The sequence below is a fragment of the Marinobacter sp. ELB17 genome (assembly GCF_000169375.1).
GTDB lineage: Bacteria > Pseudomonadota > Gammaproteobacteria > Pseudomonadales > Oleiphilaceae > Marinobacter.
The window spans coordinates 138,734-156,704 of sequence record NZ_AAXY01000002.1 but is presented as its reverse complement, the minus strand read 5'-3'; the positions used below and the strand labels follow the sequence as shown (position 1 = coordinate 156,704).

At 55.1% G+C, this 17,971-nt stretch carries 12 protein-coding genes, 4 tRNA genes and 1 pseudogene; 9 read left to right on the top strand and 8 right to left on the bottom strand.

What is annotated here, in order from left to right:
- Positions 1 to 31: 31 nt before the first annotated feature.
- Complete coding sequence (gene groL, locus MELB17_RS03470) at positions 32 to 1,684, top strand: chaperonin GroEL (RefSeq protein WP_007348747.1); 1,653 nt, start codon at positions 32 to 34, stop codon at positions 1,682 to 1,684.
- A gap of 241 nt (positions 1,685 to 1,925) precedes the next feature.
- Complete coding sequence (gene gspD / locus MELB17_RS03465) at positions 1,926 to 3,848, top strand: type II secretion system secretin GspD (RefSeq protein ID WP_007348746.1); 1,923 nt, start codon at positions 1,926 to 1,928, stop codon at positions 3,846 to 3,848.
- A gap of 40 nt (positions 3,849 to 3,888) precedes the next feature.
- Here gspD and MELB17_RS03460 read toward each other — a convergent pair whose 3' ends face one another.
- The 5 genes from MELB17_RS03460 to purE form a co-directional block, all read right to left on the bottom strand.
- Positions 3,889 to 5,943: a M48 family metallopeptidase gene (locus MELB17_RS03460; RefSeq protein WP_007348745.1), complete on the bottom strand. Its 2,055-nt coding sequence runs from the start codon at positions 5,941 to 5,943 to the stop codon at positions 3,889 to 3,891.
- Between the two features lie 15 nt (positions 5,944 to 5,958).
- Positions 5,959 to 6,543 (bottom strand): LemA family protein, encoded by a 585-nt coding sequence (locus tag MELB17_RS03455; protein WP_007348744.1) that lies wholly within the window; start codon positions 6,541 to 6,543, stop codon positions 5,959 to 5,961.
- Positions 6,544 to 6,892: 349 nt separating this feature from the next.
- Positions 6,893 to 7,471, bottom strand: a complete 579-nt coding sequence (locus tag MELB17_RS03450; protein WP_007348743.1) for a superoxide dismutase — start codon at positions 7,469 to 7,471, stop codon at positions 6,893 to 6,895.
- Between the two features lie 94 nt (positions 7,472 to 7,565).
- Positions 7,566 to 8,684 carry a 5-(carboxyamino)imidazole ribonucleotide synthase gene (locus MELB17_RS03445; RefSeq protein WP_007348742.1) on the bottom strand — a complete coding sequence of 373 codons (1,119 nt, stop codon included), beginning with the start codon at positions 8,682 to 8,684 and terminating at the stop codon, positions 7,566 to 7,568.
- Positions 8,685 to 8,914: 230 nt separating this feature from the next.
- On the bottom strand, positions 8,915 to 9,406 hold the full coding sequence (purE, locus tag MELB17_RS03440) for a 5-(carboxyamino)imidazole ribonucleotide mutase (RefSeq protein WP_007348741.1): 492 nt from the start codon (positions 9,404 to 9,406) through the stop codon (positions 8,915 to 8,917).
- Between the two features lie 109 nt (positions 9,407 to 9,515).
- On the opposite strand from purE, the gene MELB17_RS03435 reads away from it, so the two are divergent.
- The 4 genes from MELB17_RS03435 (at position 9,516) to MELB17_RS03420 (ending at position 10,986) form a co-directional block, all read left to right on the top strand.
- The gene (locus MELB17_RS03435; protein WP_036183413.1) at positions 9,516 to 10,508 is read left to right on the top strand and encodes a hypothetical protein; all 993 of its coding nucleotides are present in this window, start codon (positions 9,516 to 9,518) and stop codon (positions 10,506 to 10,508) included.
- A 176-nt stretch (positions 10,509 to 10,684) separates the two neighbouring features.
- A tRNA-Val gene (locus MELB17_RS03430) sits at positions 10,685 to 10,760 on the top strand.
- A gap of 66 nt (positions 10,761 to 10,826) precedes the next feature.
- A tRNA-Asp gene (locus MELB17_RS03425) sits at positions 10,827 to 10,903 on the top strand.
- Between the two features lie 7 nt (positions 10,904 to 10,910).
- Positions 10,911 to 10,986, top strand: a tRNA-Val gene (locus MELB17_RS03420).
- A gap of 66 nt (positions 10,987 to 11,052) precedes the next feature.
- On the opposite strand, the gene MELB17_RS03415 is transcribed toward MELB17_RS03420, so the two are convergent.
- Positions 11,053 to 12,456 carry a 3-oxoacyl-ACP reductase gene (locus MELB17_RS03415; RefSeq protein ID WP_007348739.1) on the bottom strand — a complete coding sequence of 468 codons (1,404 nt, stop codon included), beginning with the start codon at positions 12,454 to 12,456 and terminating at the stop codon, positions 11,053 to 11,055.
- Positions 12,457 to 12,821: 365 nt separating this feature from the next.
- Between MELB17_RS03415 and MELB17_RS03410 the strand changes: the two genes are divergently transcribed.
- The 3 genes and pseudogenes from MELB17_RS03410 to MELB17_RS03400 form a co-directional block, all read left to right on the top strand.
- A tRNA-Met gene (locus MELB17_RS03410) sits at positions 12,822 to 12,898 on the top strand.
- A 165-nt stretch (positions 12,899 to 13,063) separates the two neighbouring features.
- Positions 13,064 to 13,387, top strand: a complete 324-nt coding sequence (locus MELB17_RS03405; protein ID WP_007348738.1) for a hypothetical protein — start codon at positions 13,064 to 13,066, stop codon at positions 13,385 to 13,387.
- A 57-nt stretch (positions 13,388 to 13,444) separates the two neighbouring features.
- Positions 13,445 to 13,633, top strand: a pseudogene (locus MELB17_RS03400) (hypothetical protein); the annotation flags it as partial.
- Here the strand turns inward: MELB17_RS03400 and MELB17_RS03395 are convergent.
- Both MELB17_RS03395 and MELB17_RS03390 read right to left on the bottom strand, forming a co-directional pair.
- Positions 13,623 to 16,679 carry an EAL domain-containing protein gene (locus MELB17_RS03395; RefSeq protein WP_157133242.1) on the bottom strand — a complete coding sequence of 1,019 codons (3,057 nt, stop codon included), beginning with the start codon at positions 16,677 to 16,679 and terminating at the stop codon, positions 13,623 to 13,625. The pseudogene MELB17_RS03400 and the gene MELB17_RS03395 sit on opposite strands and share 11 nt — an antisense overlap.
- A gap of 196 nt (positions 16,680 to 16,875) precedes the next feature.
- Positions 16,876 to 17,883, bottom strand: a complete 1,008-nt coding sequence (locus tag MELB17_RS03390; RefSeq protein WP_036183503.1) for a hypothetical protein — start codon at positions 17,881 to 17,883, stop codon at positions 16,876 to 16,878.
- Between the last annotated feature and the right edge of the window lie 88 nt (positions 17,884 to 17,971).

The following is a 17,971-nucleotide window of genomic DNA, read 5'->3' as shown; positions in this document are numbered from 1 at the left end:
CATTTCGGTTTAACGGATAGGAACAGAAGACATGGCAGCTAAAGAAATTAAGTTTGGTGACAGCGCACGCAAGCGCATGGTTAAAGGCGTTAACGTTCTGGCCGACGCAGTACGAGTCACCTTGGGCCCCAAAGGCCGTAACGTGGTACTGGAAAAGTCATACGGCGCACCTGTAGTCACTAAAGACGGCGTATCTGTAGCCAAAGAAATCGAACTGAAAGACAAGTTCGAAAACATGGGCGCGCAGATGGTGAAGGAAGTTGCTTCACAGGCCAACGAAACAGCCGGTGACGGCACCACCACCGCTACCGTTCTGGCCCAAGCCATCGTTAACGAAGGCCTGAAAGCAGTTACTTCTGGCATGAACCCGATGGACCTGAAGCGCGGCATCGACAAAGCCACTATCGTTGCGGTTAAAGCGATTGGTGATATGTCCAAGCCCTGCGACGACAGCCGCAGCATTGCCCAGGTAGCGACCATTTCTGCCAACGGCGACGAAACCATTGGCCAGCTGATTGCTGACGCCATGCAACGCGTGGGTAAAGAAGGCGTTATCACCGTTGAAGAAGGCCGTGGCCTGGAAGACGAGCTGGACGTAGTTGAAGGTATGCAGTTCGATCGTGGCTATTTGTCGCCGTACTTCATCAACAACCAAGACAACATGAGCGTCGAGCTGGATGACCCGTACATCCTGCTGGTAGACAAGAAAATCTCTAACATCCGCGAATTGCTGCCGGTGCTGGAAGCTGTTGCCAAATCGGGCAAGCCGCTGATGATCATCGCTGAAGACATTGAAGGCGAAGCGTTGGCTACTCTGGTCGTCAACAACATGCGCGGCATTGTGAAAGTAGCCGCTGTGAAGGCGCCTGGTTTCGGCGATCGTCGCAAGGAAATGCTGCAGGACATCGCCATCTTGTCTGGCGGAACTGTGATTTCCGAAGAAGTGGGCCTGAGCCTGGAGAACACCACTCTGGACGACCTGGGTACCGCCAAGCGTGTGAACCTGACCAAAGAAAACACTACCATTATTGACGGTGCCGGCGCACAGGCTGATATTCAGTCCCGCGTTGAGCAAATCCGTAAGCAGATCGAAGACAGCACTTCAGACTACGACAAAGAGAAGCTGCAGGAACGTGTAGCCAAGCTGGCTGGCGGCGTTGCCGTTATCAAGATTGGTGCCGGTTCTGAAGTAGAAATGAAAGAAAAGAAAGCCCGCGTTGAAGACGCACTGCACTCCACCCGCGCAGCGGTTGAAGAAGGCATTGTGCCTGGCGGCGGCGTAACCCTGATTCGCGCTCTGGCGGCTCTGGATAACGTGGACGTTAACAACGACGAGCAAAGAGCCGGTGTGAACATTCTGCGCCGCGCAATGGAAGCCCCTCTGCGCCAGATCGTATACAACGCCGGCGGCGAAGCCTCTGTTGTTGTTGCGAAAGTACGCGAAGGCACTGGTGCTTACGGCTACAACGCAGCCACCGAAGAGTACGGCGACATGCTGGAGATGGGTATTCTTGACCCAGCCAAAGTCACCCGCTCTGCGCTGCAGGCAGCGGCTTCCGTAGCCAGTCTGATCATCACTACCGAAGCGATGATTGCCGACGAGCCAGAAGACGATAAGTCTGGCGGCGGCATGCCCGATATGGGCGGCATGGGTGGAATGGGAGGCATGGGCGGCATGATGTAATGCCCCTGGCCGCTGTTTAACAGCGGCCAGCCTGTTGTATCTAAAGTCGTACCTATAGCTCGCCTATAGCTAAAAAACCTCCGAATGGTGCTTTGCAGAAAACTGCGGCCACCCTCGGGGGTTTTTTTATGGCGCCTAGAAACCTTTTTTCGCCCCGGTAACGTCTTTTACTGCTGGCGCTGGTGCTATAGTTGCACAGACTAACGTTAACCAGGCTTCACAAACGGGATATAACTGCCAGATGCCTATTTACACGACCAACCTGATGCGGGCGCTTGCCCTGTTTATGTTACTGCCGTTGATGTCTTCGGCGCTGGCCCAGGAAGGTACTTGGCGGCTGAACATGAAAGACGCCGACATTCGCGCTTTTGTGGCCCAGGTAGCCGACATTACCGGTTACAGCTTCGTGATTGACCCACGAGTACAAGGCAAAGTGACGGTGCTGTCCAGCGCCCCGATGAACAAAGACCAGATTTACGATCTGTTTCTGGCGGTGCTGGGCGTCCACGGTTTTACGGCCATTCCCGGCGAAGAAGTCATCAAGGTGGTGCAGCAGGTAGACGCCAAACAGTCTGCTGAGTCGCTCGACCGTTTTTCCACTACGCCTTCGGAACAGTTGGTTACCCGGGTGATTCAGATTGATAACGCCAACGCACAGGAGCTGGAGCAGATATTGCGCCCGCTGGTCGCCAAGTACGGCCATTTGGCAGCGGTGCCGGCGGCCAACGCGCTCATTGTGAGTGACCACTACGCCAATATTCAACGCATTGAACAGCTTGTAAAAGAGCTCGACAGCCCGGCCAAATACGAGGTGGAAGTGATTCAGCTGGACGAAGCCTGGGTGGGCGACATGGTTACCCTGTTACAGGAACTGGCGCCGGATGAGTTGGCCCGTAATGGCACTGAAAACGCGGTTCGCAAGTACAGCGTAACCGCCGACGAGCGCAGTAACCGGTTGATTCTGCGGGGTGATCAAAACTTTCGCGCTAAAATGCGTGGCCTTATTAGCCAGCTGGACCAGCCCTCGGCTAGCGGCGGCGCTACCAAGGTGCTGCGGTTGAAAAACGCCGACGCCAAATCCTTGGCGGACTTGCTTAAAGGCGTGATGGGCGAGCTGGTGCGAGAAACCGCAGGCGACAATCGCCCCAGTGGTCAGTTCGCGGTATTTGCCGATGAAGGCCTGAATGCCCTGGTCATTCGCGGAGAGCCATCATTAATGCAAGAAGCTGAGCAAATCGTTATGGCGCTGGATATACGCCGCGCCCAGGTGATGATTGAAGCGGCAATCGTGGAAATTAGCGAAAACATGGGGGAGCAGCTGGGTGTTCAGTTAGCCGCGGGTGATGAGAGTTCTGGCGGCTTTCCGGTGCTAGGAACCAACCTGGCCAGTGGCGGTATGTTGGGTTTGAATCAGGTGATCAGTGCGGTATTGGGCGATGGCACGGTGCCGGCTCTGGCCGGTGGTTTAACCGCAGGCGCCGGTGACCGCAACCGCAACGGAGTAACCTGGGGGCTTCTGATTCAGGCGCTTTCAACATCGTCTGCGGCGAATCTGTTGTCTACGCCCAGTATTATAACCTTGGACAATCAGGAGTCCGAAATCATTGTGGGCCAGAACGTGCCGTTTCGTACCGGCCAGGCGGCGGTGAGCGGTGAAGGGCTCACCAATCCTTTTACCACCATCGAACGTCGCGACGTGGGCCTAACCCTGAAAGTAACGCCGACCATCAGCGCTGACGGTTTGGTGCGCCTGGTGGTGGAGCAAACCACCGAGAATGTGGTGCCCACCACCGTTGCCGGGGCCTCCGACCTGATCACCAACAAGCGTGAAATAAAAACCACCGTACTGGCAGACGACGGTGAAACCATCGTGTTGGGTGGTTTGATGAAAGACGACTACGAAGTGCAGAAGAGCAAAGTGCCTTTGCTGGGCGACATTCCTTATTTGGGTCGGCTGTTCTCGTCGGAATCAGAAAGCCGGGTGAAGCGGAATCTGCTGGTATTTCTGCGCCCGACCATCATGCTGGGCAAAGTAGACGCCGCGGCAGTCACCGACAACAAGTACCAGTCGTTGCGGGAAATCGACCTGCACATCCGTGAAAAGCTGGGCCTTCCGGATAACGGCGAGGACCGTTCGATTGACGGCTTGTTCAGCCCAAGATAAGGGACAGATTTAAAATCTGTCCCCGGGCCGGTCCCAACGCTTAGTCGATAAGCGGTGGCATGGGGCAGTCCAGCTGGTCTGCGACCAGTCGCATCATCTCGTATTCCCGCACACTGATGTGGCCATTTTGGCTCACGCATTCGGCGCTGGCGTCGATAATCGCAGGCTTCAACAGCGGCGACAGTTTATTAAGCTCTGCCAGGGCCTGATTCAGCTCGCGCAGACTTACGCTTGTCCGTATTTCCGGAACCGCATCACCGCTCACACCAAAACCGGCCATGGCCTGGCTGAACAACGCCTGAGCCTGTTGCGGGTTGTCTGCACTGGCTCTGGCTAAAAGGCTGAACAGCTGCCTTAAAGCCGGCAATACCGGATGAAATCTGCGGTGCTTCACCGCCACGGCCCGTCCCGCCCGGGGTGATAAATGGCGGCTAAAAAAGCTGGTGAGGGCGAGTTCGAACAGTGAAACGTTCTTGTCGGCGACAGCCAGGGCTTTCACATTGCGGATTAACTGTTGCTGTTCGCTTGGGTCCAGCTTGCGTAAGGCCGGCATGGCCAGCTCCAGCAGCGGGAAGCGGGCTGCTGCGCCCAGCGCTGTTACTGTAGGCAGCAGTTTTTGTAGAATCGGCTCTTGGTGGCCGACCACCGGATGCGCAGGCAGCAGGGCCAGGTAGCTTTGCTGCTGGTCTGCGGGCAAGTCGGCAATCAGCAGGCTGTAGCTGAGCTGCACCGCACCGGCGCGGGTATAGAGCAACCCGCGGCAAGTGGCCGGTAGTTGGCTCAGCAGGTCCTTGGCATAGCTTTCACTACCCGGGTACACCTGCCCAACGCGCACCGACATAGGCGTATCTGCGGCTATTCGGTAGCGATTGTTGCCCGCCAGCGGCGAGCCGGAACCGCTGTTGGTGCTGGTGTTAAACGGAGCCGGGTCAGCAAAACCCATGGCGCTGGCCTGTGTGCTGGTTTGGATGCTTTCTGGTGTGCTGCCTGGCGCATTGCCTAGAGTGTTGGCTTGGCGTTGTGCGCTGTTCTCGGCCTGTGTGTTGCGCAGTGCCTCGCTGCTGCGGGTATTACGCAGGCGGCTGCGCAAGCGGGTGATCAGCCCTGGCTGCAGGGCGTTGATGCGCTCTTCAATGGGCGGGTGCGACGCCAGCAGCCCCATAAACTTCATGCGGGTGCTTTCGCCGAAACACATGTGGTTCATGTCGCTGGCGTGGCGGGTGGTGTCCAGATGGCTGCCTTGCAAGCCTATTTTGAACAGCGCGCCGCCAATACCATCCGGGTTGCGGGTGAACTGCACCGATGAGGCATCGGCCAGGCGTTCGCGCTGGCGGGACACGGCGGCCTGAATCAGCCGGCCGCAAAACACGCCGGCGTAGCCAATCACAACAAGCACTACGCCCAAGGTACCCAGGGCGAACTGGCCGCGGCTGTCCCGGCGTGTGCGCACTGCGCCGCTGTAGAAGCCTGCGCGAGCCAGAAATAGCCCAATCTGGCCAATCATCAGGATGCCCGCCAATAAGGCAATCAGGCGCACGTTCAGGCGCATGTCGCCATTCAGAATATGGCTGAATTCGTGGCCTACCACGCCTTGGAGCTCATCGCGGGTAAGCTGGGTGAGTGCGCCATGGGTCACCACCATCACTGCTTCAGCGGGGCTGTAACCGGCCACAAAGGCGTTAATGCCGGTTTCCTGATCCATCACGTAGAGTTCGGGCACTGCCACGCCGCTGGCGATGGCCATTTCCTCAACAATATTGCGTAGGCGCCGTTCCAGCGGGTCGTTGGTGTCTGGGTTTATAGGCTGGGCACCCACCATTTCGGCTACCCGCCGGCCGCCATCGGCCAGATCAATCCAGCGTATTAGCGAGCCCACGCCCATCAGCGCGATGCTGGCGCCGGCGGTAATTAAGCCGTGGCTGGTTAGCAGCCAGTGGTGGAAGGGCAGGGCGCTGGCGCTGCTGCGGGTAACCATGTAGCCCACCACGCACACCGACAGCGTAATCAGCATGACTGCGGTCGAAAACAGTGCCACCAGCAGTAAAGTGTTACGCCGGGCTTTGGCCTGGCGCTGAAAGAACGGCGAATGGGCCATGGGTGTCGGCGCCGCTTAAAATGAGACTTTGGGTACGTGGCGAGCTTCCGGGGTTTCCAGTTGCAGCTGCGAGGTTTCTTGAAAGGCGAACAACCCGGCAATCACGTTGTTGGGGAACTGCTCGCGATAGGTGTTGTAGGTCATTACTGTATCGTTATAGGCCTGGCGTGCGAATGACACGCGGTTTTCGGTGCTGGACAACTCTTCCATCAATTGCTGAATAGTTTCGTTGGCCTTCAGATCCGGGTAGTTTTCGGCCACGGCGTAAAAGTTGGCGAGGGCTTTGGTCAGCATGTTTTCGGCGCCGCCCAGGCGTTGAATACGCTTGCCGTCATCGGGATTTTTAGCCGCTTCCTGTTGTGCATCAACGGCGTTGTTACGGGCGTTCATCACTTGGGTGAGGGTGTTTTTTTCATGGCTTAAATAGGCTTTGGCGGATTCTACCAAATTAGGGATCAGGTCGTGGCGGCGCTGCAGCTGCACATCAATTTGCGCAAATCCGTTGCGGAACTGGTTGCGCAAAGCCACCAGCCGGTTGTAGATAATGATCAGGAACAGGGCAATGGCGGCAATTATAATCAGGCCGATCGTAGTTGTCATGGCGTGTCCTTTTGGTGTTTTTAAAGCAGGGACAAAAACGAGGGACAGATTTCAAATCTGTCCCTAGTAAACTTTATCGGAGACGGGTTTGAAATCCGTCCCCGATAGAGTTTAGCGGCTTGATGGCTTAAAAACACTGACCTGTGTGGCAACTCTGTTCGGAAATACAGGTGTTCGCTGCTTTTCACCCACAAAAATGCCCGCACTCGGCGGGCATTTTTTTGGGTGAAACCGGGGACAGAAACCGGGGACAGATTTGAAATCTGTCCCCCTATCTTCGCGGTCTACTTTGCTAGAGGACGGATTTCAAATCCGTCCTCTATTTTGGCTCGTCCCTGGTTTGACCTGCTTAAGCCAGATTTTTGTTCACGAAGTCCCAGTTTACCAGCTTCCAGAAAGCGGCTAGGTAATCTGGACGTGAGTTGCGGTAATCCACGTAGTAGGCGTGTTCCCAAACGTCGACCGTCAGCACAGGCTTGTCTGCGCCAGTCAGTGGCGTCTCTGCGTTGCTGGTGTTTGTAATGGCAACGCTGCCGTCGGATTTCTTAACCAGCCAGGTCCAGCCAGAGCCGAAGTTGTTGGCGGCTTTGTCGTTGAATTCTTTTTTGAAGTCATCGAAAGAACCGAAGGCTTTTTCAATGGCGTCTTTCGCTGCGCCGGTTGGCTCGTTGCCACCGTTGGGGCTCAGGCAATGCCAGTAGAAAGTGTGGTTCCACACCTGGGCTGCGTTATTGAACAGCGGGCCGCTGGCGCTTTTAATGATGTCTTCCAGCGACTTGTTGGCGTCGTCGGTACCGTCAACCAGGCCGTTCAGCTTGGTGACATAGGTGTTGTGATGCTTGCCGTAGTGATAATCCAGAGTTTCCGCGGAAATGTGCGGTTCCAGAGCATTTTTTTCGTACGGCAGTGCAGGTAGTTCAAAGGCCATGAGGTCGTTCTCCGTTTTCTCTCGATTTTATATAGATTGCTTCGTTATCAGTGCTTCGCTACACCTACTAACTATAGGTCCGCTTTATGCCAGATCAACCCTTTGAAATTAAGGAGCTGTTAAATTCCGGGCAACCGGGCAAAAATTGAGCGCAATTTAGAACCCGCCATACCAGCTCCTGGTAACTGTCGGCCAGAATATTCACGTGGCCCAATTTGCGGCCAGGTCGCTCCTGCTTGTTGTACAGGTGAACATGGGCGTAGGGCAGTTGTAAAATCCGTTCGATTTCGCCGTGCTCGCCAATAATGTTGATCATGCAGCTGACCCCCCGTGGCTCCACATTACCCAGAGCGTGTCCGCTGACGGCACGTACATGATTTTCGAACTGGCTGGTCATGGCGCCTTCTATGGTCCAGTGCCCGGAGTTGTGCACTCGCGGAGCCATTTCATTGGCTACCAGGCCGTTTGGTGTTTCAAACAGCTCAAGTGTTAATACGCCCACGTAGTCCAATTCGGTCAGTAAGCCGCGAATATAGTCTTCTGCTTCGCTTTGCAGGTGGGGTTGTAATTTTGGCGCCGGGGCAACGGAGTAGCGCAGAATGCCCTGATGATGGTCATTATCCGCCATGGGGTAAAACGCCACATCGCCGCATTCGGCGCGCACGGCAATAATCGACAGTTCGCGGCTGAAGTCGACGAACTTTTCGACCATCAGGCGTGGGTGGCCGATGCTCTGCCAGGCAGCGGCGGCGTCTTCCGAGCTTTTCAATACTGCCTGGCCTTTGCCGTCGTAACCTTCGGTGTTGGACTTGGCGACTACCGGGCAGCCGAGCTCTTCAGCGGCGGCCCGCAGCGTTTCGGCGCTGTCTGCGATTTTCCATTGCGGTGTAGGAATGCCCAGCTGGCCAAACAGTGTTTTTTCGGCTTCGCGGTTCTGGCATATCCGCAATGCGCGGGGGCAGGGGTGCACGGTGGTTTTCGCTGCAATCTTTTCGGCGACTTCTACCGGTAGGTGTTCAAATTCGTAAGTTACGCGGTCAACCTTGCTCAGAAACTCGTCCAGCCTTTGGCCTTTAGGGTCGCTGATGGTTTCGCCTATGCCGGCACTGGGGCTGCCTGACATGTCGTAGAATACAAAGTCTTTGGCCAGTGGGTAACCTGCCAGGGCGAGCATTCTTCCCAGTTGGCCGGCGCCTAGTACGCCAATTCTCATTTGTTTTCTCCTGTCATTTTGATTCGCAACTTGATTCGAGTGTTCGCACGGATGGGGCAACGCTTCCAAAACACGCCTTAAAACGTCCCTGTGCGGCTTGAGCTCCGCCATCCATGGCTCCGCACAGTTTTGGAAGTGCCACCCCATCCGTGCTGGCTGACTTTGGTGCTTGCTTCATTACAGCATCGGGCGCGTCGATGAAAATGCGCTTATTGATTCTGGCGCTACCGTTACGGAACCGCCGGGTCCGGGTTGTCCAGAATCGTTTGTGTTTGCGTGCTGCGGAATTGGTCAACAGCTTGGCGCACGGTCGGGTCAAAGGTGCCAATAATTTGTGCAGCCAGCAAACCGGCATTAGTGGCGCCTGCGTTGCCGATGGCCAGAGTGCCCACGGCAATGCCGCCGGGCATCTGCACGATAGACAGCAGTGAATCCAGTCCGTTCAGGGCTTTGGACTGAACGGGAACGCCTAGCACAGGTAAGGAGGTCTGCGAGGCTACCATGCCTGGTAGGTGGGCTGCACCGCCGGCGCCGGCTATGATAACTTTCAGGCCGCGATCGGCTGCAGTTTTGGCGTATTCGAACAGCAGGTCGGGGGTGCGGTGGGCGGAAACGACTTTGGTTTCATAGGCCACGCCAAGTTTGTCGAGCATGTTGGCGGCGTTTTCCATGGTGGGCCAGTCGGATTTGGAACCCATGATGAGTCCTACCAGCGGTTGCATAAGCAACAATCCTTCGATGATTGGAAAGCCGCCTATTGTATGATGTGGCCCAAAGCCATGCAATCGGCGCGGCGCAAGCACAGAACAGCGACTCAGTTAAGGACCCGATATGGAACCTATTCGACCAGATAAAGATGAATTAAGAGCCGAGCGGCCGGATAGCCCAATGGGCTCTGCCAAGGCTGCGGGCAGCGCCAAACCCGCGCCAACCAGCCAGAGCAAGCCGGGGAAGGCCCCTGAAACCCCGAAAGCCGCGGCCGGCAGCGGGTCGCAAGGTAATGGCAGTGGTGGCGCTGGGTTTTTGTGGCTGCTGGTTATCTTGTTGGCGTGCGTGGCCGGTGGCGGCTGGTACATTCAGGGTCAGCGTATTGAGGCACTGGAAAACCAGGTGGAAGAAGCCGACAGCTGGGTACGCCAAAGCAAGCTGGCGCTGGCGCGATTTGAAGGTACCTTGTCTGAAACTGGCGAAAACCTCCAGCAAGCCGGTTTGTCTTTGGATGAACAACTGGCGTCACAGAAGGCGCGGCTGGATAACGCCGATAGTGAAATTCGCAAGCTGTGGGTTATTGCCAATGAGCGCAACAAGCAGCAGCTAGAGCAGCAAGCGGCTGCGATTAGCGAACTTGAAACGGCACTGGGCAAAAATCGTAACGATTTGGTGAGCGTTCAGACCTCGGTGGCGAGCGCAGAAGCGGCTTTTAGCGAAGCCGTAAAACTGCAACAGAGCGAGCGCGCCGAGCTGGTGGCCAGAGTGAGCGTTGTTCAGACCAGCGCATCGTCGCTTAAAACCGAACTGGCCGCGGCAAATCAGAAAACCGATACCTTAACCAAAAGCATTGACGAGCGTATCGCGACGTCTATTCGCCGTTTTGAGCAGGAACAGAAACTGACCACCAGCAGTATTGAAAGCCGTATTGCTGCCCTGGAAAAAGCGGTTACAAGCACAACCAGTGGTAACGGGCCGGACGCCGTGCAGAGGGAAATCGCCGAGCTGAAAAAAACCGTTGAGGTGATTGATTCGTCGCGTTCGCAAATGACATCGCGCCTGGTGCGATTGTCGCAGGAAGTGAATAACCTGCAGGCGAAGCTCGCCAGCCAGTAGGCGGATCGGTAAATAGGTCAGTGAATGAACAAATTTCCGGCGTGACGGCTTTTTAAAGGAATTTTAGGCAAAACATTTGACACCGGGGCAGAAATGCTTAGAATGCGCCGCTCAGTTGTTTGAGACACGTTTGCCAAGCGGCAGATGCAAACAGTGAATCTTTGAAAGGTCAAAGCGGGCGGTTAGCTCAGCTGGGAGAGCATCGCCCTTACAAGGCGAGGGTCACTGGTTCGATCCCAGTACCGCCCACCACTTATCCTTTAAAGATCAGTCAGGCACAACACCTGACATTGCATTCGGGTAAATCCGGATGGCTGCGGAGCGGTAGTTCAGTTGGTTAGAATACCGGCCTGTCACGCCGGGGGTCGCGGGTTCGAGTCCCGTCCGCTCCGCCAACTATCTGGGTGGTTAGCTCAGCTGGGAGAGCATCGCCCTTACAAGGCGAGGGTCACTGGTTCGATCCCAGTACCACCCACCATATTTGAAAAACGGGCAGTCTCATTGAGGCTGCCCGTTTTTTTATGTGCAATGATAATTGCCGGCGCTAAGCGCCCAGTAAAGACTGCCCGCAAACCCGCACCACATTGCCGTTTAAGCCACCCGACCCAGGGCTGCAAAGCCAGCTGACGGTTTCGGCCACATCCACCGGCTGCCCCCCTTGGGACAAGCTGTTTATGCGCCGCCCCGCTTCGCGAACGGCGATGGGCATGGCGTCTGTCATGTTAGTTTCAATAAATCCGGGCGCAACCGCGTTTATAGTGGTGCCGTTTTTGAGCTGCCGAGCCTCAGCCTGTACATAGCCAATAAGCCCGCTTTTTGCCGCAGCATAATTGCTTTGCCCGCGATTGCCGGCAATACCGCTAACCGATGACAGGCACACAATGCGCCCGTTAGCGTGCAATAACTCATGCCGTTGAATTCTTTCGGTAATGGCCATGGCCGCTGTCAAATTCACACTGATGGCCGCGTTCCAAGACTGTTCTGGCATATTGCCCAAGGTTTTGTCGCGGGTAAGGCCGGCATTGTGAATCAGTAGGTCCAAGCCACCGAGCTGCTCAATAAACGTGGCAATCACCTGGGGCGTATCGGCTTCGGTAATGTCCAGCGCCAGGGCATGGCCTTTCAGGCTTTGCATCTGTTGATGTAATTCCTGTCGTGCGGCGGGTAAGTCCACTCCGATGACGGTAGCGCCGTCGCGGCTCAGGGTTTGTGCGATGGCCAAGCCAATACCGCGGGCCGCGCCGGTCACCAGGGCCAGCTTGCCGGTGAGAGGCGCCACAGGGTTGGAGACTGCCGCGCTGGTACTTTTATCGATCTGGGCAACCTGTCCGGACACATACGCTGATTTTGCAGACAGAAAAAACCGCAGGCTGGAGTTCAGGTTGCTTTGGGCGCCCGTGGCTACCCTTAACAGGTTTGCAGTGGCACCTTTGTTGCCAATTTCTTTCGCGACGCTGCGCACGAACCCGTCTAACGCCTGTTGTGCCGCTGCATGGGCCGGTTTGCGGCAGTTCTTTACGGGCTGGCCTAGAACCAGCACCCGCCCGTGTTGAGCCAGGCTTTTTATACTGGCGTGAAAAAACTGATACATCCCGCTCAGCTCGTCGGGCGTTTTGATGCCGCTGGCGTCAAACACCAGGGCAGAAAAGTTGCCAGGCTTGCTCAGCGGCAGAACCATGGGCTTTGTCCGGTTTCCAGCCTTGGCTGAATCCACCAGTCGTTTATCGCCGCTGGCGTGATAGAGCTTGGCCGCACTGGCGCCCAGTGTTCGCCCCACCTCAGAAATCAGCTTCCCACCGCCGGCCGCACCCAGCAGAACATCGCCCTCAATAAACGGCTGGTCGACCCGTTTTAGCCGCCGCAAAGGGACCGGAGCGGGTAAGCCCAGAGTATTGGCTGCGGTTTGCCCTAATGAGGTGTTGATCAGTTTGAAGTACAGATCCGACATGGCAGTGGTCCTCTGGCGATGTTCGTGACGATATTTAACGCAAGATACGATTATTCATCATACCCGCAAGCATAGCTCCCGGCGCTAATCGAAGCTTTATTGGCAAACAGTATTGGCGGTTGGAAGGCTTACATAACGAATACAAATTTAGCCTTTGACACCAGGGCAATCAGCCCGTAATATGCGCTCCTCGTTAGCCGGAAGCAGATCAAAAATCTTTCAGTTAACAACAAGTTTGATGCGGGGTGGAGCATTCTGGTAGTTCTTCGGGCTCCTATTACCCTGAAAGACGAAGGGAGAGACGACCTTCGGCTTATGAGTCCGACCTGACGGTGTATTCATAGTATAAAGTTCTCACAGTTTGATGCGGGGTGGAGCAGTCTGGTAGCTCGTCGGGCTCATAACCCGAAGGTCGTAGGTTCGAATCCTGCCCCCGCTACCATATAATAGAAAGGCAGACCGGTAACTTACTGGTCTGCCTTTTTCGTGTTTGGGTTAGCAGAAAAGCTCTGTGACGACTATGTGACACATATGTGCCAAGCACTGTAACGCTGTCATTTGGTTTACACCCAGAAACGACCGTAAGTCACTTTTTGGCACGCATAATATGCGTTCTGAACCAGTACCCAAAATACTTTCGATCGCCTGGCAAGATATGTGTGGCCCGGTGCTGGGTTTCATGCAGGTATTGCCCACAAAAAGCCGGCGTGGGTCAGATTGGTGCAGGCATTACCACCGCCCCCGGGTCGGCTTTATTTTGCGCCCCTGTGTGGCTAACCCCCAGCCTCAGGAAATCATTGAAATAGACAGCATTCGTACCTTGTTGGCCAGAAAATTGCACCACGACTATTGCCACCGGCGTGGAAAGGGTGCAATCAACTTCGGCCAGCCTGCCGAGCAATGGCTGGACAACCTGACTTCAGCACCCTGATGCAGGCTATTGGTGGGCGTACCGGAACCTGAATTGTAACCTGCCAACGCCGGCGGCGTTTTTGTGCGCGAAGACAAAACTGACGGCCACTATCGCCTATGGTCCATTAACGACGACCACCCGGCGATGATTCGCACCGTAGAGCCAAACAGCAAGGTAGAACTGGAAGTCTGGAAGTTGCCACTGGCAGCGGGTACTTCTCCGAATACGACGTCTGGCTTTCATCCTCTACCGCTTACCCTTTAGTACGGTTGTCTATCCACTGCTCCAATGCGCCGGCTTCCATGGGCTTACCGAAATAGTAACCTTGGATAGTGTCGATGCCTTGTTCCACCAGGAACAGGAACTGTTCTTCGGTTTCCACCCCTTCGGCCAGCACCCTAAAGCCAAGGCTGTGGCCCAAAGCCAAAACGGTTCTGATAATGGCAACGTTATAGGCGTCGTCTGGCAAGTCGTCTATAAACACCTTGTCAATTTTGAGGCAGGTTACCGGCAGGTGCTTGATGTGGGCCAGGGATGAATAGCCGGTGCCAAAATCGTCGATGGCCAACAGAACGCCCATGTCCCGCAATGCCTGTAACAACCCGATGATGCGGTCATCCCGCTCCAGAGCGCCTTCGGTAATCTCAAGTTCCAGCATACTTGCCGGTAATTGATGTTTGGCTAGCAGGTCGCGGATATGATCGGCGAATCCCGGCACCAGTTGCTGTGGCGCAATGTTCACCGCCACCTGCGGAATAGGGTGGCCCTGGTCGCGCCAGCGGGCCATTTGCGCCATGGCTTTTTCGAGTACCCAGTCGCCCAGTAACCCGATTAGCCCCAGCTCTTCGGCCAACGGAATAAACGTGGCGGGCGACATCAAGCCGTTCACCGGATGCTGCCAACGCACCAGCGCCTCAACTCCGAGCAGCGCCGCAGTCTTGCAATCCACCTGAGGCTGATAATTCAGCGTCAGTTCGTCGTTCTGAACTGCCCGGCGAAGTTCGCTGGCCACCTCGAATTTACGTTGCAGGCGCTCGGCCAGCAACGGTGTAAACAGCTCAATGCTGGATGGCCCGCGTTCCTTAGCAAGATACAACGCGGTTTCCGCGGCTTGCATCAGCCCCTGGGCGTCGGCGGCATCTTCGGGGTAGAAACTTATGCCCACGCAAGCGGAGGGGATCAGTTCATGGCCTTCGAGCTTCAGCGGTTTGGCTAGCGCATTGAATAGCGTCTGCACAATAACCGCAATGCGATCACGGTTTGTGACCTGCTCCAGCACCAGCACAAACTCATCGGCGCCCCAGCGGCACAACAGACCATTTTTCGGGCAAGCTTCGGCTAGGCGCCGGGCGACCGCTCGCAGAAAGCTATCACCGGTGTGATGGCCTCGAGCATCGTTGAGCAGTTTGAATCGGTCAATGTCCAGAAACACAACAGCAACCTCATGCACAGTCTGAGCTCTTTCCGCAATCACATGGCTGACTTTATCCAGACAGTACTGACGGTTAGGCAAGCCCGTAAGCGGGTCGTGGTTCTGAGCAAAAAACAGATTGTTTTCGGCTTCTTTGGTTTTGGATACGTCGGAAAAAACCGCCACATAGTTGCGGATACTGCCGTCGTCGTTACGAATGATGGAAATGCTGCCCAGCTGAGGATAGACCTCGCCATTTTTGCGGCGGTTCCAGATTTCACCTTTCCAACGGTCGTTTTCGCTCAGGCAGAGCCCCAACGCTTCATAAAAATGAGTCGTGTGAATCCCTGACTTTAGAATCGAAGGGCTACCGCCTATCGCTTCCTTTGAGGTGTAACCGGTAATTTCACAGAACGAGCGGTTAACGGACTGGATTCGTCCATCGGCACCGGCAATAACCACGGCTTCAGACGTCTGGTCTAAAAAGGTTTGGCTGGTAACCGGTTGCTGATCATTGCCGTCTTGGTCTTGTTGTCGCAGGCTATTGCGTTGGTGTAGCTCCTCGATAAGCAGCTGATATTTCTGGCGCTGGCTCACATCGTGAGCGGTTAGAACCACGCCTTGACCAGGGCCGGCACCGCTTTCAGGCTGCCACATCGTGGTTTCTACCCACACTGAATGGCGGTCTGTATGCCGAAGTTTGAGGGTGATTTTTTGCGTTACTCCAGCTTGCTCCAGCGCTCGCTGGGCCCGTTCGAAGGTGTCGACGCCTTCATCGTTCAGCAAAAGGGTGAACGGTGTTCCATGCAGGCTTTCTACGGTGTGGCCCAGCAGGGTTTTCACAATTGACGAAACATAACTAATCGTACCGTCGCCCTGCAAACGCACGGTCATATCATGGGACAGCTCCGCCAGTCTGCGGAAATCCTGTTCTGGTTGCAGCAGTGGCTGCTCATTGCGCTGCAAATCTGGCAACTTGATGGAAATTGTTCTACCGATAAATTCGTACAGCTCTCGCTCTCGCAGAGTTACATTTTTCGGGGTGTTGTGATGACACGTCAGCATGCCCCAGAGCCTGCCATTCTGGGTCAGCGAAATGGTCAGAGCAGCTGCTACACCCATATTGCCGAGATACTCAAGGTGAACCAGTGGCAGCGAACGGTATGCCGAATAGGTCATATCCAGGGGCTGGTCAGTACCGATATCCGGGGCGCCATGCACAGGCACCGCGGCGCACTTTCTGTTAGCGGTCACCCACGTCAGATTTTGGCTATTAAGCGCCCGGGTCTGGGCCGGAATATCCGGCGCCGGAAAACGGTTTCCCAGATAGCTGTTCATTTGCGCTGAACGGCTTTCTGCGATCACTTCGCCATCCCTGTTGTGATCGAACTGATACATCATCACCCGATCGTAACCGGTCACTTGGCGCACCAGTTCTGCCACTTTTTGGGTGTAACTGTTTAGGTCCTGCTCGCGGTTAAGCTGCCACAGCAGATCCCGTGTGGGTATGAACACCTGGCCGAAAAACGCGTTCTGATCCTGAGCCTCGGCCTGCAGTTCCAGTTCTACCAGCCAGTGGTGGTTGTCATAAGAGACCGCTGCGTTGCAGTTCAACCAGTTGTTGCCCCGGCGGATGCGCAGATTCAGCACCCCGGAAGAGCGCCAGTCACCCAGGCCTTTCAGGCTGAGTATCTGTTCGATGTCGGCGGTGTTGGCGAACTCGTCGAAATTGCGGCCGAGCACTGCGGTGTAAGGTAATTGCAGCAATTCATCAACGTTTTCGCTGCAGTGCTGGATGAAGAACTGGCTATCCAGTGCCAGTAACACGCCCTGGGGTTGAATGAATCCGGTTTCCTGTAACCGCTTTTTTTCTGAGTCGGCGGGTTTCTGCGGTGACATGTTCATCCAGAAATTGTGAAATTAGAGAAATGGGTAGCAGGCGTAAACGCTAACCTAGTGTTGATTCGCCTTATTTACTATAACAGCGGGCCTACAGATTTATGTCACAGAATTACTGAATAATAACCCTAACGTTGGAGAAAAAGAACAGCAAGCCTGGGCGTTCTTATCGGCACCCGGGCTTTGGTCCTCATTATCACGGTAGGTTTTCGCGCCAGCGTTTGACCTTTACCTGCGTTTTTACGGCTTCCAGAATTTCTTGAATCATCTCGATCAACGCCTGGTTAGCCTGGTGCCCCTTGCGCGCTGATTCGCTGTTTGGCAACACAGCTGCCACCAAGTCTTCAATAAATGCGTGATTGGCGCTTGAGGCCAGGTCTTCCAGAATTTGATGAACAATGTTGGCGACAATATCCCCCACCGAGTCTTCCAGGGTGCGGGCGATGGTTCCACCAACTACCGGTAACAGCTTCAAGCGCGATAGTTCGATGTTTTGCTGCAGAGCGTGGTCAACCCGAGCTTCCAGATAGTTGCGCAGGGCGCCGCGGTTCGGCACGTAGCTTTCTGCGGCGGCCTTCGCAACCCGGGCAGACAGCCAGTTACTGATCATTTTCCGCCGCGGATACAGCACCTGCTGCTGAATTTGGCTCACCAGCGGTGAACCCCGGCCGGCTTCGCATTGAATGCCACTGATGACTTTTAAAACGATCCGGTCTGAAATCTCTTCCATGAACGCTTCGTAATAGAAGTTGATGAACTGATAAGCCCGATACTGGGTAATATCGATGATGCCGTAGCGGTGTAACCGGTGCACAATCGAGATTACCCGCAGCAAGCGTAAAATACGGAAGCCGCCGATCGGTATACAGCCCACCAAGTCGTACCAGTGAATGAATGGGTAGAAGTACCATCGGCCGTATTCGCGGGTTTTCGCAGCGTGGCCCCAGCGGACAAAAAATTCCGTCAAAAAGACGGCTACAAACACTAAGTCGTAAAAAATAAAGTTTTCGTGAATTGGCTGATAAGCCGCTTGCAATGCCGGCAAGATCTCTTTCAAGGTATTTTGAATGGCGACAAAGCTGTAAATGGAATCCCAGATGATGAAGGCCATATTCACCATCAACAGGCCCAGCATCAGAAAATCCAGCAGAAACCAGATAAACTCACGGCTGGATCTGAGTTTTTGACGGTTTATATTCAACATGATGAAAGAGGTCCGGCTGGTAATGTGTGAGCGTTTTAAAGAGGGTTGCCCGCCAAGGTTAGCGCATTTTAAGTGGCTGAACGACTTG

What these genes read in the sequence shown, in the direction of transcription:
- MELB17_RS03450 (WP_007348743.1), bottom strand. Translation starts at nt 7,471, where the DNA reads ATGGCCTTTGAACTACCTGCACTGCCGTACGAAAAAAATGCTCTGGAA.
- MELB17_RS03460 (WP_007348745.1), bottom strand. Translation starts at nt 5,943, where the DNA reads ATGGCCCATTCGCCGTTCTTTCAGCGCCAGGCCAAAGCCCGGCGTAAC.
- MELB17_RS03395 (WP_157133242.1), bottom strand. Translation starts at nt 16,679, where the DNA reads ATGTCACCGCAGAAACCCGCCGACTCAGAAAAAAAGCGGTTACAGGAA.
- MELB17_RS03390 (WP_036183503.1), bottom strand. Translation starts at nt 17,883, where the DNA reads ATGTTGAATATAAACCGTCAAAAACTCAGATCCAGCCGTGAGTTTATC.
- gspD (WP_007348746.1), top strand. Translation starts at nt 1,926, where the DNA reads ATGCCTATTTACACGACCAACCTGATGCGGGCGCTTGCCCTGTTTATG.
- MELB17_RS03435 (WP_036183413.1), top strand. Translation starts at nt 9,516, where the DNA reads ATGGAACCTATTCGACCAGATAAAGATGAATTAAGAGCCGAGCGGCCG.
- groL (WP_007348747.1), top strand. Translation starts at nt 32, where the DNA reads ATGGCAGCTAAAGAAATTAAGTTTGGTGACAGCGCACGCAAGCGCATG.
- purE (WP_007348741.1), bottom strand. Translation starts at nt 9,406, where the DNA reads ATGCAACCGCTGGTAGGACTCATCATGGGTTCCAAATCCGACTGGCCC.
- MELB17_RS03415 (WP_007348739.1), bottom strand. Translation starts at nt 12,456, where the DNA reads ATGTCGGATCTGTACTTCAAACTGATCAACACCTCATTAGGGCAAACC.
- MELB17_RS03455 (WP_007348744.1), bottom strand. Translation starts at nt 6,543, where the DNA reads ATGACAACTACGATCGGCCTGATTATAATTGCCGCCATTGCCCTGTTC.
- MELB17_RS03405 (WP_007348738.1), top strand. Translation starts at nt 13,064, where the DNA reads ATGCGTTCTGAACCAGTACCCAAAATACTTTCGATCGCCTGGCAAGAT.
- MELB17_RS03445 (WP_007348742.1), bottom strand. Translation starts at nt 8,684, where the DNA reads ATGAGAATTGGCGTACTAGGCGCCGGCCAACTGGGAAGAATGCTCGCC.